This is a genomic window from Bacillus sp. AFS037270, from assembly GCF_002585305.1.
Genome location: NZ_NUNF01000024.1, coordinates 1 through 19,158, shown reverse-complemented (window position 1 = coordinate 19,158; position 19,158 = coordinate 1). Strand labels below are relative to the sequence as shown.

Here is a 19,158-nt window from a genome sequence, read left to right as displayed (position 1 = left end):
GGTTTACTCACCTCTTACTAGATTTACCTGAAATTACAAGGTTTGTTTTTAAATAGAGCTGGCTTGTTTGGCCAGCTCTATTTGATTCTTTAACGAAATTTTAGCAAGCTTACTTAGAGGCAATCCAATTGATACAGCTTCCCAAAACGTTCAAAAATTCTTGATTCATAAGACCATGTTTAGTATGGGCGGGTGTTAAACAACATACCCTTCCCTCTCCAAAAGAATGTGACCATCCCGCCACAGCTTGGCCATCAATGGATTCCGATCGTAAAAAGACATTGGTATTTGCCTCATTACACTGGACGAAATAATGTTCATCCGAAAACTCAAAGTAAGAAGGACCAGGAAGGAAGGAATCTTTTTCTACGGTAGTATACTTTACGACCTGATGCTTTTCTGGATGATAAAGAAATGATCCTCTTAACATCTTTGTGTATCCGCTTTCAGAAGGATATGAAGCTAATCCAGAGTGCCAAGCCAACCAGCCTCCGCCATTTGATACATATCTAGTAATCTCTGAAGCAAGACCCTCTGTCATCCAATCCCTCACTATTTCATCCGTAGGGTTTAAGCGATTTTCCTTAAAAAGAACGACCCCATCTGGCTGGTCTAAAAGCTCATCTTTTAATGTTTCATAGGAACCAAAAACGAGTTGAACATCTTCACCTCCAAAATTGGCACGAATCGCTTCCTCAAGCGACTCTTTAGCCCACTCTGCCGGATGATAATAATCTCCTAAAATTGCCAGTAATTTAACCATTCGTTATCCCTCACAAGATTTGTTTAATTAAATAGGCATAGGGTTTCCTTTATAATCGATAAACACGTATTTGCTTTCAACTGCCGGTCTTTGTTCAATAAGATCGTAAATTCCTTTTGCTGTATCATCAGGATTTCCTGGGGCATTTATCCCACCCATATCTGTCTTGATCCATCCAGGATGAACAGCATAAACCTGAATATTTTTCCCATTCACATATTTACTAAGTTGTTGAGTAAACATATTAAGGGCTGTTTTAGATGCAGCATAAGCATAATCTCCACCATAAGCGCTTTCAATACTTCCTGCTTCAGAAGAAATATTGATGATTGATGAACTGTCGCCCAATAACATTAAAGGAAGGAAATGTTTGACGACTCTCATTGGACCAAACAGATTGATATCAAAGGAAACTTGAACTTGATCCAGGTCTAAATCTTCTATTTTTTTATCCCGTCCCAACAGGATTCCAGCATTATTAATAATGGCGTCAATGGTTCCAAATTGCTCTTTTACAAAATTGGCAGCTTGTATAACAGAATCTTCCTTTGTCACATCTAATGGAACAATTGTAATAGACTTTGAGAATTCAAGATCAGATAATTTTTCTCTTCCTTGTTCTGGATCTCTAACTCCTGCAACAATATGATGGCCTTTTTCTGCCCCAAATTTGGCGAGCGCTAATCCTAATCCTCTATTGGCACCTGTAACCAAAATCCTCATCTTATAATCACCTGCCTGCAAAATTTAATAGGGAGTTTCTTTTAATTAGGCTATTTTCGAATAAATTTGTTGTTTTTCGTATATGTTCATCAAACTGTATAACTAGATGTATCGTGGGCATCTTTTCGTAAGAACCTTTGCGAAAATTGCCCTGAAACTAAGTAAAAGGTCCTTTATAAGGTCCAAAGGCAACAAAGGTTACGAAAAGAGCCTTTAATTGTCATTTTCTAATAGCTCTAAAATAATTTTTAAATCCTTAAAGGTATCCATGTATGCATACCTTCCTCCGGTGTACTCGCCTTTTTGCATTAAAGGCATTTGGTTTCTTTCCATCAGAGTAATTTTCTCTTTCATCCCTTTTATGATGAAAGCAATATGATGCGGACCTTCACCATGCTCGTCGAGATATTCTCTCCATGTACTTGGATGTTGATCTGGTTCAATTAATTCTAATTGAAGAGAACCCATATCAAAAAAGGCAAGTTTGGCACGTGCTTCGGTTGAATCCCCTTTATATTCAGTCTCGGCTTTATCCACCGTGTCAGTAAGACTCCAGCCCGGATTTTTCACACCAAAGAAATCAGCATACGCTTGACTGGTTTTTTCAATATCATGAACAAGAATTCCAATTTGAGCAATTACATTAGTACCGAGTATATTTTTCTCTGCAACTTGATCGTTATTAGCCATAAAAATCCCCCTCATTTCTGATATTTAAATTGGTACAGCCACTTATACATTTTTCTTGTCTGGATAGATCATAATCTTGATACTGGTATCCTTTTGTGTCCTCGCCATTTCAACTGCTTCTTGAATATCAGAAAGTGCATATTTATGGGTGATAATCTTTTCAATATTACAATCAGATTTTCCTAGTGCCTGAATAGCTGCAGGATAGGTGTTGGCATAGCGGAAAAGACCGTATACATCAATTTCTCCATCAATTAATTGATTGACATCAAGGGGAATTTCGTTCGTCGTCGGCATTCCTACGAAAACAATTCTGCCGCCCCGATTAACAACTTTTACGGTATCCGATATGGCCCTTTGATTACCCGATGATTCCACAACTACGGTAATACCTTTTCCACCAGTTAGTTCTTCAAGCCGCTCTTTCACGTTTTCATTAAGCGGATCAATCACATCCGTTACTCCCATTTCCAAAGCAAGTTCTCTACGGAAAGGAACCACATCACTTGCATAAATCTCCGTAACACCAAACATTTTAGCTGCCTGAATGGCAAGTAAGCCAATCGGACCGAGTCCGCTGATAAATACGCGATCTGCTTGTGTCACCTTTCCACGATTCATCGCATGAAACCCTACTGATAACGGCTCAAGCAATGCACCTTCCTCAAAACTCATGGTGTCTGGCAATTTAAACAGCATATCGCTTCGAATGGTGATATACTCAGCCCAAGCACCATCAACCGGCGGGGTGGCCAAAAACACAACATCAGGGCATAAGTTGTATCTTCCCGACTTACAATAATCACATCTGCCACAAGTTACTCCTGGTTCAACTGCTACTCGGTCACCAACGGATACATTGGTAACAGAATCTCCTACCTTTACAACTTCTCCGGCTAATTCATGTCCTAGAATAATAGGCTCTTTTACCACATAACGGCCGATTTTTCCATGTTCATAATAATGGACATCCGAACCACAGACACCAATGCAATACACTTTGATTAATGCTTCATCTTCCTTGGGCTCCGGAATGTTGATTTGTTTTACTTCAATATCGAGTGGCTTTGCCATCACTGCGGCATTCATTAAACCCGTTGTCATAATCTTTTATCCTTTCTCGCAAATAGATTTATTTTTCATCTCGCTCACGGTAGGTAAAATAGTCAAAATCAGCTTGTTTCTTCCTTCCGCTTAAATCTTGGGCACATACGCCAATGAATGCGCCTGTAAATCCCTGGTCAAGTAATGTACCGCCCTTTTTTAGTTCCACATGATCATCAGATATTTTGCTAGCATCTAAGACTGGTCCGATTTTAGTCCAATTCATACCGTCTTCAGAAAAGTAGAATTGCAGCTCCTCATAATGAATATCGGCTTTTAAGAATACTTGGTTCCAACCGTCTATTGAAACAAGAGTTACAAGCGGCTCTGTGTAGACACCCTGGTCACTGGCCATAATCCCAATGCATTTGCCTAGCTCTTCATCATGACTTATCCAAAGATAGTAGTAATTTCGACTGTTGTAGTAGTAAACAAGTCCGGCCATTTGCTGAAAAGTTTCCGGTTCAAATTCCACAACAGTCTCAGCTGATACCGAAAAGGCCTGCTGTCTGCGGGCGATCAAGCTTTGTCTATGTGAAGAACTAAACGATTCTCTTCCTTTTAATCTTAAATAACCTGGTCTCTCTTTGATAGAAACCCATTCTTCTGTAAATGGTACTCGAAGGGAACTAAAATGAATGCTTGGTTCTTCCCCATCAAAATGATCGGTTTCAGGCTCTCTTTCAAAAGGGCATTCAGGTAATGAAGGAAGTTCCACTTTTGCATCCGGACTATTAGTTCCATTAGCAAGCCTGAGCCATCCATCTTCGGTCCAAACTCCTTTTTGAATTGCTGTCTCCCTGCCAAGATTACAGTTCATCGAAGGCTTCAGAGGGCGTCCTGTTAGATGAACTAAATACAGCTCATTTGTTTGTGTATGGACGATGCTGGCATGTCCAGCCTTTTGAAGTTCAAGCTCCGGTTTGCCAGACGAAGTCAAAATTGGTCCTGTGGGGTCAACCTCGTATGGGCCGAATAATGACTTGGAGCGGGCCACTGTGACCGCATGCTCATATCTTGTCCCGCCTTCAGCAGTCATCAAATAATAATAGTCATTGTGCTTATATAAATGAGGGGCTTCTGTTAATCCTAACTTTGTTCCTTTAAAGATATTATGGATCGGTCCAATCAATTTCTTCTCCTCTGGGGAATATTCCTGAAGTAAGATGCCTCCAAAAGAATTTTTATTTTTTCGATGATCCCACACCATATTTACAAGCCATTTTCTCCCATCGTCATCATGAAAAAGGGATGGATCAAACCCACTGCTATTTAAATAAATCGGTTCGGACCATGGGCCCATAATATCGTTAGCAGTAATGAGATAATTGTGGGTATCTTTAAATGGTCCAATATGACTTTTCACATCTGTGTAGATTAAGTAGAATGTTCCATTATCATAGCTCAAGCATGGAGCCCATACTCCTCCAGAATCCGGATCCCCAAGCATATCAAGTTGACTTTTACGTGTTAATGGATGGGGTAGTAATCTCCAATTCTTTAAATCTCGTGAATGATGAATTTGTACCCCGGGAAACCATTCAAAAGTGGAAGTTGCAATATAATAATCATCTTCGACTCTTACAATGGAAGGGTCCGGATTAAACCCTGGCAAGATCGGATTCGTAACGAAAGACACTTTAATCTCCTCCTAAGTTGATAGAATCACTACGTCTATAAAAAAATCTAATTTTATTATATCATCCATAACTTTGTTTGCGTAATCAACAAACTAAGTCTATTTAAAAAATATTAAGAAAAATAAAACCTGTAATGGACCGTATTCAAAAATATAGATTAAGCTCTGCTTTTAAAACGGCCCATTAAAAGATTCCTTGTATTACTTAAACTTCTCAAAGATTACCAAGCATATGCCTCTGGTGCCCGTCCACCAGGTCCAGGGAATATTTCATCTAAACGCTTTAATACTTCCTCATCCAATACCACTTCAACTGCGCGGAGCGATTGCTCAAACTGCTCCATTGTTCGGCAGCCAATAATAGGCGCAGTTACTGCAGGATTTGCAAGAAGCCATGCTAATGCAACCGTATCTTCTCTTTCCCCCAGCTCCTTACAAAGACCAGAAAATTGTTCTAATTGACTTCGGTGCTTTTCGATTCTTCCAACGTCTCTGCCGCTTCTTGTTCCAGGCTGCTTCTTTAAAGCATTTCCTCCGAGCAGTCCACCATCAAGCGGGCTCCAAGGAATCACTCCAATCCCTAAATGCTGTGCGGCAGGTAACACTTCCAATTCCGGAAGACGGCAATTTAAGTTATATTTATGCTGCTCAGAAACCAGCCCAAGGAAATGGCGTGATTCAGCTTCTTTTTGCGCCTCCATTAGTTTCCAGCCCGGAAAATTGCTTGCCCCGATATATCCGGCTTTTCCTTGCTGAACAGCCATCTCAAATGCTCCCCAAATTTCAGCCCAGCTCACATTCCAGTCTACATGGTGCATTTGATAGAGTTCAATATGATCGGTTTGAAGACGGCGCAGTGAATCCTCCAAGTGTCGGCGAATCTTAACTGCTGATAATCCAGGAGTATTGTTCGGACCCTCTAGCGGATTGTGCATCTCTCCATATACTTTTGTGGCAAGGACGACTCTCTCCCTGCGGCCGCCTCCCTGAGCAAACCAGCGGCCAATGATTTCCTCTGTTTTTCCGGCATTTTCGCCCCAGCCGTAAACATTGGCTGTGTCAAAAAAGTTAATCCCTGCATCCAACGCCGCATCCATGATTCGAAATGCTTCTTTTTCTTCCGTATCTACCCCGAAATTCATGGTTCCTAGACATAAGCGGCTAACTTTCAATCCGGTTCTTCCTAATGCAGTATATTCCACTTTGGTTCCTCCTTATTTAAAAAGATGTCTGTCTTAAACTAGTCTGTTGATTTCCGTTCCAGGCGCTTCGCTTTCCGCGGGCGGTTCGGTGAGCCTCCTGATATGAACGAACAAGCTTTGTCCAGTCCTTTAATCTTAATTTTTTTCATCTATGGTTGATATCCCTTACAAATGAAATTCCAGTTTTAAGTTAGTAACACCCGCTGTTTATTTTTTGCGGATAATAAACAGGCATCGATGACTTTCATATTTTTGATAGTATCTTCCGATGGAAAACGTAGTGATGTGCCGTCAAGAATAGTTTGGGCAAATTCATCCACCTGGATGGTATACTGATTAAGTTCTTTACTAGGTACCTTTCGTGTTTCCCCATCTACGGTAACGGTAAAATCCCCCCCTAAATCGGAATTCACGATAAAGGCGTTTGGAATATCTATTTTTCCTTTTGTCCCTATAATTTGAAGGGTATTTTGAAAATGAGCCCACATGCCGCACATAATGGTTACTCCAACATTTTCAGGGAACTCAATTAAGCCAGATACCATCATATCGACATGATCATGTTCGGGTGAGAAAAATGTTTGTACGGTAACCGCTTCTGGTTCCCGCTCCAACAAATATCTTGCTGCACTAATCGGATAACAGCCGACATCGTAAATGGACCCTCCTCCCCATTCAGCACGGTAGCGGACATTGTCTTTGTCTGCTGCATTATTAAAGGTAAAGGTTCCATGCAGTCCGCGAATAGTTCCTACTTCTCCGGATTTTAAAATTCCCTTAATCCGTTCATATCGAGGGTGATAGCGGTACATAAATGCTTCGCCCAGTTTCACCCCAGCCTCTTTGCATGCCCCAACCATCTCTCTAGCTTCTTCCTGATTTAGCGCCAGCGGCTTTTCACATAAAACATGCTTTCCTGCTTTTGCCGCTTTTATTGTCCACTCTTTATGCAAATGATTTGGCAGGGGAATGTAAACCACGTCGATTTCAGGGTCTTCCAAAAGCGCTTCATAACTATCGTATGCTCGTTCAATGCCTAATTCAGCAGCCGTCTTTCTGGCTTTCTCTAAACCGCGGCTGGCAATCGCAAGCACCACACTCGTTTCAGAGTTTTTAATAGCTGGAATAACAGAATGGATGGCAATATTGGCACATCCTAAGACTCCCCAGCGCAGCTTCTGTTTCATTCTAATTTCCTCCTATTCAACAAACTTATGAAATTATGAACATGCTCCTAACTGAATATTGGGTACTTGCAGTGCTTTTTTTGATGAACATCCCCTTATCAAATTTCCACTTAAAATCACTATGTTTGTTGGATGTCTAAATAAAGTAAATAAATAGATATTAAGCCTGACTCTAGCTAGCAAAATAAGTAGACTCAGCTTAAATATTCTTCATGTCTTAATATGTTCCTTCTAATATATCTCTTTTCCGTTAATTTTTTACCTGCTTCCATAAAAGAACTCCGCCTTTTTTAGACTGGAGAAATTGTCAATTATTCATTTTAGGCAGTTGGTGATACTTGATTTTGAACCAAGACTTTTTTCTCCCATACCCTGCTTTTCCATCTAAAGAACATGGTAATCCCTCTAACCCACTCATCCACAATAAAGGCGATCCAAATACCCGGCAGTCCGATTCCGAGATGAATTCCTAAGAAGTAAGCTAGCGGCACGCAAATCCCCCACATGGAGATAACAGCCATTTTAACGGAGATGGTTGTATCACCAGCTGCCCTTAGTGAACTAATCACGACTAAGTTAAACGTTCTGCCCGGCTCCAGAATGAAACAAAACAATAATAATTTGCTTCCCATGGAAATAATCTCTTTATTATCTGTAAAAATTGAAAGGAGGGATTCCCGGAAGAAACATATAAGTACGGCAATCCCAAAGGTGAGAGTAAAGCTATATTTTAAGCTTTTTAATAATTGGCGATAGGCACCATCAAAATCACGGGCCCCTACTTTATAACCTATTAAAATCTGTGTTCCCTGACCCATGGCCAAGCCAAATAAAACAATATAAGAATTGACATTTTGTGTATAAACACGGGTGGTTAAGGCGGCAGCACCCAGAACAGCGATCATGGATGTTATCACCAACTGACTGGCGTTATAGCACAGTTGTTCACTAGCAGCGGGTATACCAATTTTTAAGATTTTTTTTATTTGTATCCGATCACTTGTTAGATAATCCTTTAATTTGATATTCAGTGGGATCCGTTTATACATAATCGAGAGGATCACTAGTAGGGCTACTGTCCTGCTTATTCCTGTATAGATAGCTGTCCCTTTTACGCCCAGTTGAGGGAATCCCAATAGACCAAAAATCAAAATACTATTGATGGCTAAATGAATCACGTTCATGAACATTGACACAAACATCGCATCTCTCGTGTAGCCATTCGCCCTTAAAATAGAGGATACCGTTTGCAATAATGCCTGTATAACAAGAGTTCCTCCAACAATGGAAAGATACTGCTTTCCCAAACCTGCAAGATGTTCCGGAAGATGAAAGAATGCCAAAAATTCACCTTTAAAACTGACCATGATGATACTAATAATTAAACCCATGATGAAATTTAGCTTGATTGACATGGTCGTCACGATTTTTGCCTGTTCACGTAAACCCGCTCCCAAGTATTGGGAGAGGACCACAGCTGTCCCCATTGAAACAAAATTAAAGATGAGGATGGTAAAGAAAACTAGTTGATTCGACACCCCGACAGCGGCTACTGCATCATCAGAGATATGGGACAGCATGATGGTATCCGTGCTGCCCATAATGACTTGAAGAAAAAGTTCAATAAAAATTGGCCATGTTAACCTAAGTAAACTTATTTGTGGCGCCGCTCCCTGGCTTTTTGCAATTCCCATTACAGTTCCACCTTTGACATGAAGGTAGAAAACATTAACACATAGTTTTAATAGATTTTTCTATTTTGTTCATCGGCAATGCCTGATTTTCTGTAAAAATAAGTGTTAATGATATCCCGCCACTCTTTTGAATGTGCTGCTTGTTCTTCTAATCTATTTAAAATATCTTCATAACGCTCGGAATCTATCCGGTCCTTTAACGTTGTCCATCTTTCCTTTAATTCCTCTGCTTCTTGAACCCCTTCAAAGTGGGTATTGTATATATGTTGAATGACGGTTACACCGGATTTAAGCTTATGTGTATACGGGACATGGTGGAAGAATAACAATAATTCATCCGGACAGGTATCAAGGGATTCGTACATTTCCGTATTCTCTTTAAAATACTGTGCCGTGTACCCTGTGCCTGTTTGGATCGTTCGATCAACCCCAATGCCATGACAATCAGCAAAATGATAGGTACCCCAAACCGAATATTCATAGCCATCCACATTTGGTCCATAATGATGATGCGGATTCACCATCCAGCCTACTCCAAGTGGGGAAGTATAATGTTCATAGATTTCCCATGATTTCAGGAGCATGTGACTGATCTGTTCGTTAACCAACTCATCTTGGCCAAACGCCTGATCAATCCATTCATTTGTAATCGTTTCTGCTTCAAGATCTGGATTCCAGGTTAACCGGCCGAAGCCATATAAGTTTGCCTGGGCTAATGTATGTCCAGTCCAATTGTAGTCATTGCCAATATTTGAAACGGCTGCGATACCTGAATAACGGTATGGGAACATTGAACCATCGACAACCTGCTTGACGGGTGAGCCTTCACCATTTGCATAGGTGTCAAAATCAAGAATTTCCTTCCACTGGGGAACTAGGTAACAAAGATGCCTTTGCTGTCCGGTGTATTCCTGGGTCACTTGAAATTCCATCATTTGATTCGTCTGCGGCATCGCTCCAAATAACGGGGAAACGGCCTCACGTACTTGGAAATCCATTGGTCCATTTTTAATTTGCAAAATGACATTCTCATGGAATTGTCCGTCTAGTGTTTTAAAATGGTCATAAGCGGCTCTCGCCCGGTCTGTTGAGCGATCACGCCAGTCTTGCAGGCAGTTATAGACGAAACATCTCCAAATGACTAACCCGCCAAATGGCTCTAACGCTTCGGCAAGCATATTAGCCCCGTCTGCATGATTACGGTTATAGGTAAATGGGCCAGGCCGGTGTTCGGAGTCTGCTTTTACAAGGAATCCTCCAAAATCAGGGATAAAGCGATATATTTCCTCCGCCTTATTTTCCCACCAGTCTTTCACCTCAGGATCTAATGGGTCTGCCGTGTCCAAATCGCCCAATTGAATTGTACTTGCATAATTAATACTTAGGAATGTTTTAATTCCGTAAGCTCTAAAAATACTGGCAACATCCGCTACTCGAGGAAGTAAGCTTCTTGTAATTAAATTGGTTTCGACTTGATGAACATTTACGTTATTAATAGAAATAGCATTTATCCCAACAGAAGACAGTAATCTAGCATAATCCTGAATCCTGTTTAGCTCCTCAGAGAATACGTCGTCTTTGTAGAAAATAGATTTCCCTGCATAACCTCGTTCAATACTTCCATCCATGTTATCCCACTGGTTAATCATCCTTAATTGATTCTTAGGAGATTCCACTAGGTTTAAATTATCTAATTTCTCTCGATTCTGCATGAGCCTTACTAGATGAAAAGCGGCATATAATACTCCTGCATCTCTTTTACCTACTAGATAAATGGTGCTATTTTCTTCCGTGTTGACAGTCTTAATCATGTAACCATCTTCATTGATTTGATCAAAATCAAAATCAATATCGATCTTGTCGTCTAACAAATTTACTTCCTTCTTGGTCGCTAACACAATGCTTTTTTTTGCTTTAATACCCGATGAAATTTCCGGTTGTAAATCTAACATGGACGAAAAGGCTGTCATAAGTTCGTTTTGTGCAGATTGGATTACGATGGAATCTGCAAGACTTACTATAGTAGAAGCCCATTTTTGGTATTCTTCCACCAATGCTCCATCATCTATTTTTTGGTATTGCAGCCATGCGGCATAGCTCTCTTTATGATGGACTTTATATTGTTCCGTTACATTATTTTGAGTGTTATCAATTGTGGTGTTCATTATTAGTCCTCCTCCATATTGAAATGAGTGTTAGCGTAAGTAATTGAGGATCAATTACTCTACTATTTATCGATTTAAGGCATCCCAAGCGCCTAATAAATACATGATGCCTAATGCCCGATCATATAGACCATATCCAGGCCGGCATTGTTCATCCCATATATGCCGGCCATGATCCGGACGGATGTATCCTTTAAAGCCGCTTTCATGATAGGCTTTCATGATTCCAACTATATCTACTGAACCATCTTGTGTTCGGTGAGAGGTTTCAATAAAATCACCATTTTCATAGATTTTCACATTGCGAACATGGGCAAACGGGATTCGCTCCGCAAATTCCCGAACCATGGCAACCACATCATTGCTGCGGCTTGAACCTAATGCCCCACTGCAAAGTGTGACCCCATTGTATGGACTGTCAACAAGCTTTAAAATCCGTCGGATATTTTCCTGATTGGTTACAATCCTCGGTAATCCAAATACAGACCATGGTGGATCATCCGGGTGAATCGCCATTTTGATATCATGTTCTTTTGCGACTGGAATAATGGCTTCAAGGAAGTATTGCAAATTATTGAATAAGTCATCTTCTGTTACATTCTTATAGGCTTCAAATAGAGTGGTAATGTTCTCCAATCGCTCAGGCTCCCAGCCTGGCATGGTGAAATCAGGGTTCATCGCAATTTTATTCACCAATTCCATTGGGTCAATGTCATCAACTTTTGAAGTTTCATAGAAAAGGGCAGTTGAACCATCTTCATGGGCTTTATATAAATCAGTTCTTATCCAATCAAAAACAGGCATAAAGTTATAACAGATGACCTTTACCCCCACTTTAGCCAGCTTTTCAATTGTACGTTTATAGTTTTCTATGTATTGGTCCCGGGTGGGAGAACCAAGCTTTATATCCTCATGTACGTTAACACTCTCTACCACATCGATATTAAAACCATATTGATCTGCCTGTCGTTTTACTTCTAGGCCTCGATCCAACGGCCATTCTTCTCCGGCCTGCATATCGTGAAGCGCCCAAACAATCGTCTCTACGCCTGGTATTTGTTTAATATGATTTAGGGTTACAGAATCATTGCCCACACCATACCATCTAAATCCTATCTTCATTCTTATATCCCTCCGTTAATTCGCACTCTCATTCGGTTTACAAAAGTTCACTTTTAGGTCTTCGAGAACTTCCCTGCTATTAAGTAAAAATACATAACAAACTACACTTGCCGTAAATAGGATGAAAAAATTTGAAGTAATCGTTGTTAAAAATAAAGTGATAATAACGATGCTGATATTTCCAAAGGTAACCTTTACTTTTTTAAAGCTATAATAAACGGATAGTTTCCAAATATCTTTCAATCTAAAGTTAAAGCCTGCATTAATTAAAAATGCATACATCATAAAAATCAGCGTAACGATAATTCCTATGAAAAAAACTACTGATAAAATATGATTAAGTACTGATGGATTTGAATTAAAGTATTGCAAGTCAACAAAAAGGATATATAGAACCAGAAGAAGCGGCAGCCAAAATCGCATGGTATCTTTAAAATTTATTTGATATCCGTGAAAGAAATCTCTTAATGGAGAAAGTTCCTTTTCCCGGATTAGTTTTCCCATTGAATAAAACAGTGCTGAAACGGAAGGTCCTGTCAGGATTAGAGCGATAAAATAAATCGTAATATTGGAAAAAGTAGGTTCTAGCGTCATAAAAAAGAATAGGAAAATGATATTACAAAGGACAAAATAAATATTTGTCATTAATAGCCAATAGATATAATTTGTTACTGAAAATAAGGTTCCTTCACCAAACTCTCTTTTTCTCATAAAAAATCCACCTATCAAGTTCATTTTGATTTTGATATTTCTCTAATAGAGAAAAATGGTTGTGAACGTGAGAAGTCACCTATCTCTCCACAACCATCACATATGATCATTTTGTTTTTAGTGACGGATATGACAACTGCCTGCAATTCTTTTTAAAAATATTACAGGCAGTATCACACAATCACTTAATCTAATTACTTATTTTTCTTTTGATAATCTTTATAGGCTTTATTAACCATATCTAAATATTTATCCATACCTTTAGCTTTTAATTCAGATACATAAGCATTCCACTCAGATAATGGACGAGTACCTAAAATGAACTTCGCTGTATTTTGTTTTACCGTATCCGTTAATGGTGTAGAAATAAGTGTTGCTTGTTCTTGATCAGTTGCACTCATCGGATATGGAGGATTTACAGGCAATACTTCTTTATTTTGGTGCATACTATCTTGGAATTTAATTTCTTCCTCACTCATTGTGGATTGAAGTAAATCTGTCGTACCACCGTATGCAAATGAACCAGTTCCGAAACCATAGTCAACACGTAAATCTTTCTTTCCGGAAGGGTTTAGGCCAAGGAAGTTAACATCTGGCATAAGAACGCGTTTACCATTTTCCTTTTTATATGTTGTGCCTTCAACGCCCCATTTAGCTAATTCTTCTCCTTCATCGCTATACCAGAACCAGTCAATAAATTGAAGCAAAGTAGTAAAATTCGGATCATCTTTTGCTTTAGCACTAATCATGATTCCGTTTTCTAATCTTGATCCAGCAATTACGTTTCCTTTTGGACCTCCAGGTACGTCGATTTTCGCAATAGAGTATTTACCTGCTCCTAGCGTTTTGTCCATACTATTACGCATCGTAACGATTTCTTGAGAGTTACTGCTAATAACAAATGACTTACCGTTTACAAATTTTTGAACGGCTTGATCGTCACTTTGTGATAAGCTTTCTTTGTCCAACAAGCCTTCTTTAATAAGTCCATTAAAGTAAGTTAGCATTTCTTTATATTCTTTTGATGCACCAGCAAATACAAATTTATTTTTGTTTTGATCAAAGGTCACATAGTTTGATGTGCCCCAGCCGCCAACGGTACCAAAAGTAGGAGCGGCATATTGCAATAAAGCACCCAACGGACTAACGGATCCGGTCGTACTCCAGCGATCGGAGAATGGCGTTACATCAGGATAAATTTCTTTTAATTTTTTCAATGCTGCTTCAAATTCATCCCATGTTTTTGGAATAGCAATATTATTCTTTTCAAAAATATCTGTTCTTACAGCTAGTGTGTAATCTGGCCATACCTCTTCGTGTAAACCAGGAAGTACATAATATTTACCATCAGCTTGTCTTAAATTATCAATCTCAGGCTGTAAGTTCCATTTTTTCACTTTATCCATGAAGTTAGGCATGTATTTCACGTAATCACTAATTGGCAAAATCGCACCAGAAGAAACAAATGGCGTTTCTTGACCTGGGTATGTTTTAGGGATAATGAGCGGAGCATCTCCTGAACTAATTAATAAACTTCTTTTTTGAGCGTAATCACTCATTGGTACAACTGTTGGTTTCAAAGTAACATTCGTTCTCTTCGTGATTTCACTCCAAAGCAGCCAATCCTTTTTATAGGCATACCATGCAGCATCATTGTACATCGTTGTAAATGAAATTGGTTTTGTTGCTTTAAATGTTTTTCCAACGCCATAGTCTGCCATGGCAACTCCCTTATCTTTAGGAGCTGAGGCAGTTGTGCTAGAGCTTTTATCACTGCTGCATCCAGCCAATAAGCTGCTGAGAGCGGTAACAATTGCAACTAAAAAAGCTAACTTTTTTAAAATTTTTGCCATTGGAGTTCCCCCACTTTTAATGTTTTTATAATGAACTTATGTAAATAAGTTGCATCCAGGTTATTGTTTAACAGATCCAAGCATGATGCCGGAAACAAAGTATTTCTGCACAAACGGATAAACCATTAATATTGGCAATACCGTTAATACCATTGTTACTGCCTTAATATTTGCGCCAATTTGTTGCAAATCATCCGCAGAAGTAGCACCAGCTGATTGACCGGATGTTGCTCCCGCCAAAAGATTTCTCAAGTAAAGTGTCACTGGGAACTTATCGGACTGATCCAAATAAAGGAATGCCCCAAACCATGAATTCCAGTTCCCCACCGCATAGAACAGGACCATAGTAGCTAAAATCGGTTTTGATAACGGTAAGATGATTTTTAGAAATGTTCCATAAGTTGACGACCCATCAATTGAGGCTGCTTCTTCCAGTTCCTCAGGCATTGCTTCGAAAAAAGATTTCATGATTAGCATATTAAAGATACTAATTGCACCAGGGATAACAATCGCCCAGATTGTATTGGTCCAGGCAAGATTTTTAATTAAGATATAGTTCGGTATCAATCCACCGCTAAAAAACATCGTGAAAATCGCCATGGAGGTAAAGAACTTACGACCCATAAGCCGCTTTTTCGACAAAACATAAGCAAATGTGGTCGTCATAACCATTGCGATCACGGTACCTAGAACCGTATAAACAATGGTATTCCGATAACTGGTCCAAAATGTTTTGTCATGCAGGATGGTTTGATAGGTTGTAAGGTTAAACCCTTTTGGTATCAAATTTACTTTACCGGCGTTAATTTCCGCTTGACCGCTAAATGACTGAGCAACGACATTTAAAAAGGGAAATAATGTCACATATATAACTAATAACAAAATAAGCACATTAATGACTTTAAATATTTTGTACTGTACCGTTTCCTTCACTGGTCTTTCCTCCCTTACCACAATCCATTGTCTGTAAATTTTTTCGATAGAAAATTGGCAGAAAAGACTAAGATCAATCCAATGATGGATTCAAACAAGCCAATTGCAGTCGCATAACTAAAGTTGCTCGATTGTAAACCAATCCGGAAAAGATAGGTAGAAATAACATCCGAAGTTTCAAAGTTTAATGGGTTATAGATTAATAAGATTTTTTCAAAGCCTACCGCCATAAGATTTCCAATATTCAGAATTAGTAGTGTAATAACCGTTGGAAGAATTCCTGGAATCGTAATATGAATGGTTTGTTTCCATCTGTTTGCTCCATCAATTTTGGCTGCTTCATATAAAGAATCGTCGATATTTGTAAGGGCAGCTAAATACAGAATGGCTCCCCAACCCATCGTCTGCCAAACTTCTGAGGCAACATATACGGGTCTAAACCAGTGCGGATCTTGCATAAAAAGAATAGGCTTCCCGCCAAAGAGTTGAATCAATGAATTGATTGCACCACTGGTGGAGGTTAACTGTAAAATCATTCCGCTTATAATAACAACCGATAGGAAGTGCGGTAAGTAAGAAGCGGTCTGAACAAACTTTTTGAACTTTTTTGATTTGATTTCGTTTAACAATAAAGCAATAATAATCGGAGCAGGGAAACAGAAAAGTAACGTTAAACTGCTGGTAATTAAAGTGTTTTTAAATACCTGCCAGAAGGCCGCGTCTCCTACAAACATTTGAAAGTAATGAAGACCCACCCACTCTTCCCCAAAAATATTTCCTCCGGGAATAAATCTTCTAAAGGCAATAATATTACCAATCATCGGTATATACTTGAAGATCACGAGATAAATGATTGGTAAAACAAGTAGAGAATACAGCTGCCAATCTTTTTTAAGTGCTTTTAGTACCAATGATCTTTTAGGAGTGGTAATAAGGGGCACTTGGAGTTCTTGTGTTTGCTTTGATACCTCGACTACTTGCTTCAATGAATTCCCTCCTTATATTTTTTTAAAAGGTCTTGCTTAATAGATATAGAAAGAATGCTATATTTCCATTTACTTACAACATAGTTCGTCTATCCTACAAACTATCTAAACTGAAATTTATACCTATTTGAATTCTGCTGGTTAAATGTGATATATCCAGTTTGTTTGTTCGTCATACAAACTATGTTATAATCATTTTAACACCACTATTTTATAGGTGCAAGCGGTTTCAGACAAAATCCATCAATTTTTTTATTAATCTATTACATTTTTATTATCTTTTAAATTAGTGCTTTTTAAACTACTTGGAAAAGTGGCCTTTCTGGTATGAAATGAACAGGAATCCCTGGGAAAATAGTTTTGATCCATTCTGCCAAATACTTCATACCAGGTGCTTCACTTTCGGCATGTCCTAGAACCATTAATGCTTTTTGTTTTCCATGATAGGCAGCATCCCTTACAAACTCTGGAGTCTCCCACTCAGGCCCTTCACCTGAAATAATTAAATCAAGTTCCTCCCTCTCGAAGAGCGGTATAGATAAAGCCCCTCCTCCTCGATATCCGGCTAACAAGCCGATACGAGTACAAGGTCCCTCTAAATTCCCTACCGTACGGACAAACTCGATTCCAAGTTTCCCCTTTACGTACTCAGCAATTTCCCTCACTGACATAGAAGGAATTTTTACAATGGTTGATGCCGGGTGATTTTTTTCTACATAGGTTTTCCAACCCAATGCCTCAATCAGCCCAACCATAATCCCATCAGGCTGATACCTATGTATATAATCATGAAAACGATAGATGGCTATTCCGGACTCTTCAATGAACCGGCGCTTTTCAAGATAAACTTTGGATTCTTCCACTATTGTTTCATCCATATGGCTGTAAAATAGACCCTCATGGGTAATCAAAAGATTGGTCCCTAAGCTGATTGCCTGTTCAATGACCTGTTGCGTTGCCATAAACGTTACAGCGATTCCTTTTACCTCCATGTTTGGATCACCAAACTTGAGCGTGTCTACAGTGTTGGGAATTTTATTCACTGGCTCTATTAATTTATTTAAGACATCTTGAACGGAGATCGCCATTTTTACCCTTCTTTCAAAAATAATCTTTTTGTAGAAAGAGTTGCCATGTTCCAAACAACTCTTTCTAACAATTTAACTTTAATTTTTTGTGACTAAAGGGGACTCTGCTGACTCTACCCAAATTGCCTTTTCCTGGGCTTCAATACATAATTCAGCCGCTCTAAAGGTATGTTCTTGGGTCATCGCATTTTCGGTACCGTTTAGGCAATCAAGGATGAATTCGCCAAAGAACGGGCAGCCAACTTGACCAGATAATTGATAGTGTTTTTCTCCCTGATGATTTACTAGATATAGCTGGTCTCCTCTGGAATCTCTGGCAATATCGATATACTTCCGTACTTCAATATAACCATCTGTTCCTAAAATAAAGACCCGCCCATCTCCCCATGTACCAAGACCATCCGGTGTAAACCAATCGACGCGGAAATAGAAGGTGGCCCCATTATCGGCTACTAATGTGGCATCCCCAAAATCTTGAAACTTCGGATACTGTTTAAAATGATAGTTAGCAATTTTACTATGAAGTACCTTTGCATCTTTTGCGCCTGTAAATTGCAGGAATTGTTCAATTTGATGACTTCCAATATCACAAAGAATGCCGCCATAATATTCAGGATCGAAAAACCAGCCAGGTCTGCTCTTAGGGTTGGCACGATGCGGGCCCGTTCCAATGACTTGGACAACTCGCCCAATCGCACCTTCTTCAATTAATTGACCGGCAAAGATCGAACTTTCAGAATGCAGGCGTTCACCATAATAGATTCCCCATCTAAGACCTGTCTCTGCTACCTTTTCTCTTGCCTGTTTCACTTGCTCCAATGTGGTAAACGCAGGCTTATCCGTAAAATAGTGTTTGCCATGATCAAGGACACGGAGGCCCAATGGTCCTCGCTCAGATGGAATATTGGCACTGGCAACTAGTTTAATGTCAGGATTGGAAAAAATCTCTTCTTCCGATGAAACGATGTTTGCTTCAGGGTATTTTGTGATAAAGTTTTGGACTTTTTTCGGATCTGGATCATACACCGCCACTAACTGGCCTCCTGCTTCGATTAAGCCGTTACACATCCCGTAAATATGACCATGATCCAAACCGATGGCAGCAAATTGAAACACTCCCGGCTCAACGACAACCTTTTTAACCAATCCTTTTGGTGCATAATTCATCCCATCATTTCGATCCATGTTTCTCGCTCCTTTTTCCACTTTTAAATTTATGCTTAGTCGTCGATAGTGTCCTTTGACTACCCTCGAGGCTTTTTTTATTCTTGTTCGGTAGTCAATAGCCTCTCTTGACT

16 protein-coding genes are annotated in these 19,158 nt (G+C 39.4%); all 16 read right to left on the bottom strand.

Features of this window, described 5'->3' with window-relative positions; all coding sequences use genetic code 11:
- Positions 1-109: 109 nt before the first annotated feature.
- The 16 genes from COD92_RS12495 to COD92_RS12420 all read right to left on the bottom strand — a co-directional run bounded on the left by COD92_RS12495 (position 110) and on the right by COD92_RS12420 (position 19,045).
- Complete coding sequence (locus tag COD92_RS12495; RefSeq protein WP_098531757.1) at positions 110-763, bottom strand: ThuA domain-containing protein; 654 nt, start codon at positions 761-763, stop codon at positions 110-112.
- Between the two features lie 27 nt (positions 764-790).
- Complete coding sequence (locus COD92_RS12490; RefSeq protein WP_098531756.1) at positions 791-1,486, bottom strand: SDR family NAD(P)-dependent oxidoreductase; 696 nt, start codon at positions 1,484-1,486, stop codon at positions 791-793.
- Positions 1,487-1,699: 213 nt separating this feature from the next.
- Positions 1,700-2,176, bottom strand: a complete 477-nt coding sequence (locus COD92_RS12485; RefSeq protein WP_098531755.1) for a VOC family protein — start codon at positions 2,174-2,176, stop codon at positions 1,700-1,702.
- A gap of 42 nt (positions 2,177-2,218) precedes the next feature.
- Positions 2,219-3,280: an NAD(P)-dependent alcohol dehydrogenase gene (locus COD92_RS12480; protein WP_098531754.1), complete on the bottom strand. Its 1,062-nt coding sequence runs from the start codon at positions 3,278-3,280 to the stop codon at positions 2,219-2,221.
- Positions 3,281-3,308: 28 nt separating this feature from the next.
- On the bottom strand, positions 3,309-4,919 hold the full coding sequence (locus COD92_RS12475; RefSeq protein WP_098531753.1) for a glycoside hydrolase family 43 protein: 1,611 nt from the start codon (positions 4,917-4,919) through the stop codon (positions 3,309-3,311).
- Positions 4,920-5,140: 221 nt separating this feature from the next.
- Positions 5,141-6,121 carry an aldo/keto reductase gene (locus COD92_RS12470; RefSeq protein ID WP_098531752.1) on the bottom strand — a complete coding sequence of 327 codons (981 nt, stop codon included), beginning with the start codon at positions 6,119-6,121 and terminating at the stop codon, positions 5,141-5,143.
- 185 nt (positions 6,122-6,306) lie between these two features.
- The gene (locus COD92_RS12465; RefSeq protein WP_098531751.1) at positions 6,307-7,308 is read right to left on the bottom strand and encodes a Gfo/Idh/MocA family protein; all 1,002 of its coding nucleotides are present in this window, start codon (positions 7,306-7,308) and stop codon (positions 6,307-6,309) included.
- A 320-nt stretch (positions 7,309-7,628) separates the two neighbouring features.
- The gene (locus tag COD92_RS12460) at positions 7,629-9,002 is read right to left on the bottom strand and encodes an MATE family efflux transporter (RefSeq protein WP_098531750.1); all 1,374 of its coding nucleotides are present in this window, start codon (positions 9,000-9,002) and stop codon (positions 7,629-7,631) included.
- Positions 9,003-9,049: 47 nt separating this feature from the next.
- Positions 9,050-11,167, bottom strand: a complete 2,118-nt coding sequence (locus tag COD92_RS12455; RefSeq protein WP_098531749.1) for an alpha-glucuronidase family glycosyl hydrolase — start codon at positions 11,165-11,167, stop codon at positions 9,050-9,052.
- Positions 11,168-11,233: 66 nt separating this feature from the next.
- Positions 11,234-12,289 carry a mannonate dehydratase gene (gene uxuA, locus COD92_RS12450; protein ID WP_098531748.1) on the bottom strand — a complete coding sequence of 352 codons (1,056 nt, stop codon included), beginning with the start codon at positions 12,287-12,289 and terminating at the stop codon, positions 11,234-11,236.
- Positions 12,290-12,304: 15 nt separating this feature from the next.
- Entirely contained in the window at positions 12,305-13,000 is a 696-nt protein-coding gene (locus tag COD92_RS12445) for a DUF624 domain-containing protein (RefSeq protein ID WP_098531747.1), read from the bottom strand.
- A 194-nt stretch (positions 13,001-13,194) separates the two neighbouring features.
- Complete coding sequence (locus COD92_RS12440) at positions 13,195-14,853, bottom strand: ABC transporter substrate-binding protein (protein WP_098531746.1); 1,659 nt, start codon at positions 14,851-14,853, stop codon at positions 13,195-13,197.
- 60 nt (positions 14,854-14,913) lie between these two features.
- Positions 14,914-15,786 (bottom strand): carbohydrate ABC transporter permease, encoded by an 873-nt coding sequence (locus tag COD92_RS12435; RefSeq protein WP_098531745.1) that lies wholly within the window; start codon positions 15,784-15,786, stop codon positions 14,914-14,916.
- Between the two features lie 14 nt (positions 15,787-15,800).
- Positions 15,801-16,727 carry an ABC transporter permease gene (locus tag COD92_RS12430; RefSeq protein ID WP_255286733.1) on the bottom strand — a complete coding sequence of 309 codons (927 nt, stop codon included), beginning with the start codon at positions 16,725-16,727 and terminating at the stop codon, positions 15,801-15,803.
- 341 nt (positions 16,728-17,068) lie between these two features.
- Positions 17,069-17,860 carry a Nif3-like dinuclear metal center hexameric protein gene (locus COD92_RS12425; protein ID WP_098531744.1) on the bottom strand — a complete coding sequence of 264 codons (792 nt, stop codon included), beginning with the start codon at positions 17,858-17,860 and terminating at the stop codon, positions 17,069-17,071.
- Between the two features lie 78 nt (positions 17,861-17,938).
- A complete protein-coding gene (locus COD92_RS12420; protein WP_098531743.1) occupies positions 17,939-19,045 on the bottom strand; it encodes a Gfo/Idh/MocA family protein in 1,107 nt (368 codons plus the stop codon).
- Positions 19,046-19,158 lie beyond the last annotated feature (113 nt).

Bases quoted from the DNA above. Each gene is read 5' to 3' on its own strand.
- COD92_RS12495 (WP_098531757.1), bottom strand. From the start codon at position 763: ATGGTTAAATTACTGGCAATTTTAGGAGATTATTATCATCCGGCAGAG.
- COD92_RS12490 (WP_098531756.1), bottom strand. From the start codon at position 1,486: ATGAGGATTTTGGTTACAGGTGCCAATAGAGGATTAGGATTAGCGCTC.
- COD92_RS12485 (WP_098531755.1), bottom strand. From the start codon at position 2,176: ATGGCTAATAACGATCAAGTTGCAGAGAAAAATATACTCGGTACTAAT.
- COD92_RS12480 (WP_098531754.1), bottom strand. From the start codon at position 3,280: ATGACAACGGGTTTAATGAATGCCGCAGTGATGGCAAAGCCACTCGAT.
- COD92_RS12465 (WP_098531751.1), bottom strand. From the start codon at position 7,308: ATGAAACAGAAGCTGCGCTGGGGAGTCTTAGGATGTGCCAATATTGCC.
- COD92_RS12460 (WP_098531750.1), bottom strand. From the start codon at position 9,002: ATGGGAATTGCAAAAAGCCAGGGAGCGGCGCCACAAATAAGTTTACTT.
- COD92_RS12455 (WP_098531749.1), bottom strand. From the start codon at position 11,167: ATGAACACCACAATTGATAACACTCAAAATAATGTAACGGAACAATAT.
- uxuA (WP_098531748.1), bottom strand. From the start codon at position 12,289: ATGAAGATAGGATTTAGATGGTATGGTGTGGGCAATGATTCTGTAACC.
- COD92_RS12445 (WP_098531747.1), bottom strand. From the start codon at position 13,000: ATGAGAAAAAGAGAGTTTGGTGAAGGAACCTTATTTTCAGTAACAAAT.
- COD92_RS12440 (WP_098531746.1), bottom strand. From the start codon at position 14,853: ATGGCAAAAATTTTAAAAAAGTTAGCTTTTTTAGTTGCAATTGTTACC.
- COD92_RS12425 (WP_098531744.1), bottom strand. From the start codon at position 17,860: ATGGCGATCTCCGTTCAAGATGTCTTAAATAAATTAATAGAGCCAGTG.
- COD92_RS12420 (WP_098531743.1), bottom strand. From the start codon at position 19,045: ATGGATCGAAATGATGGGATGAATTATGCACCAAAAGGATTGGTTAAA.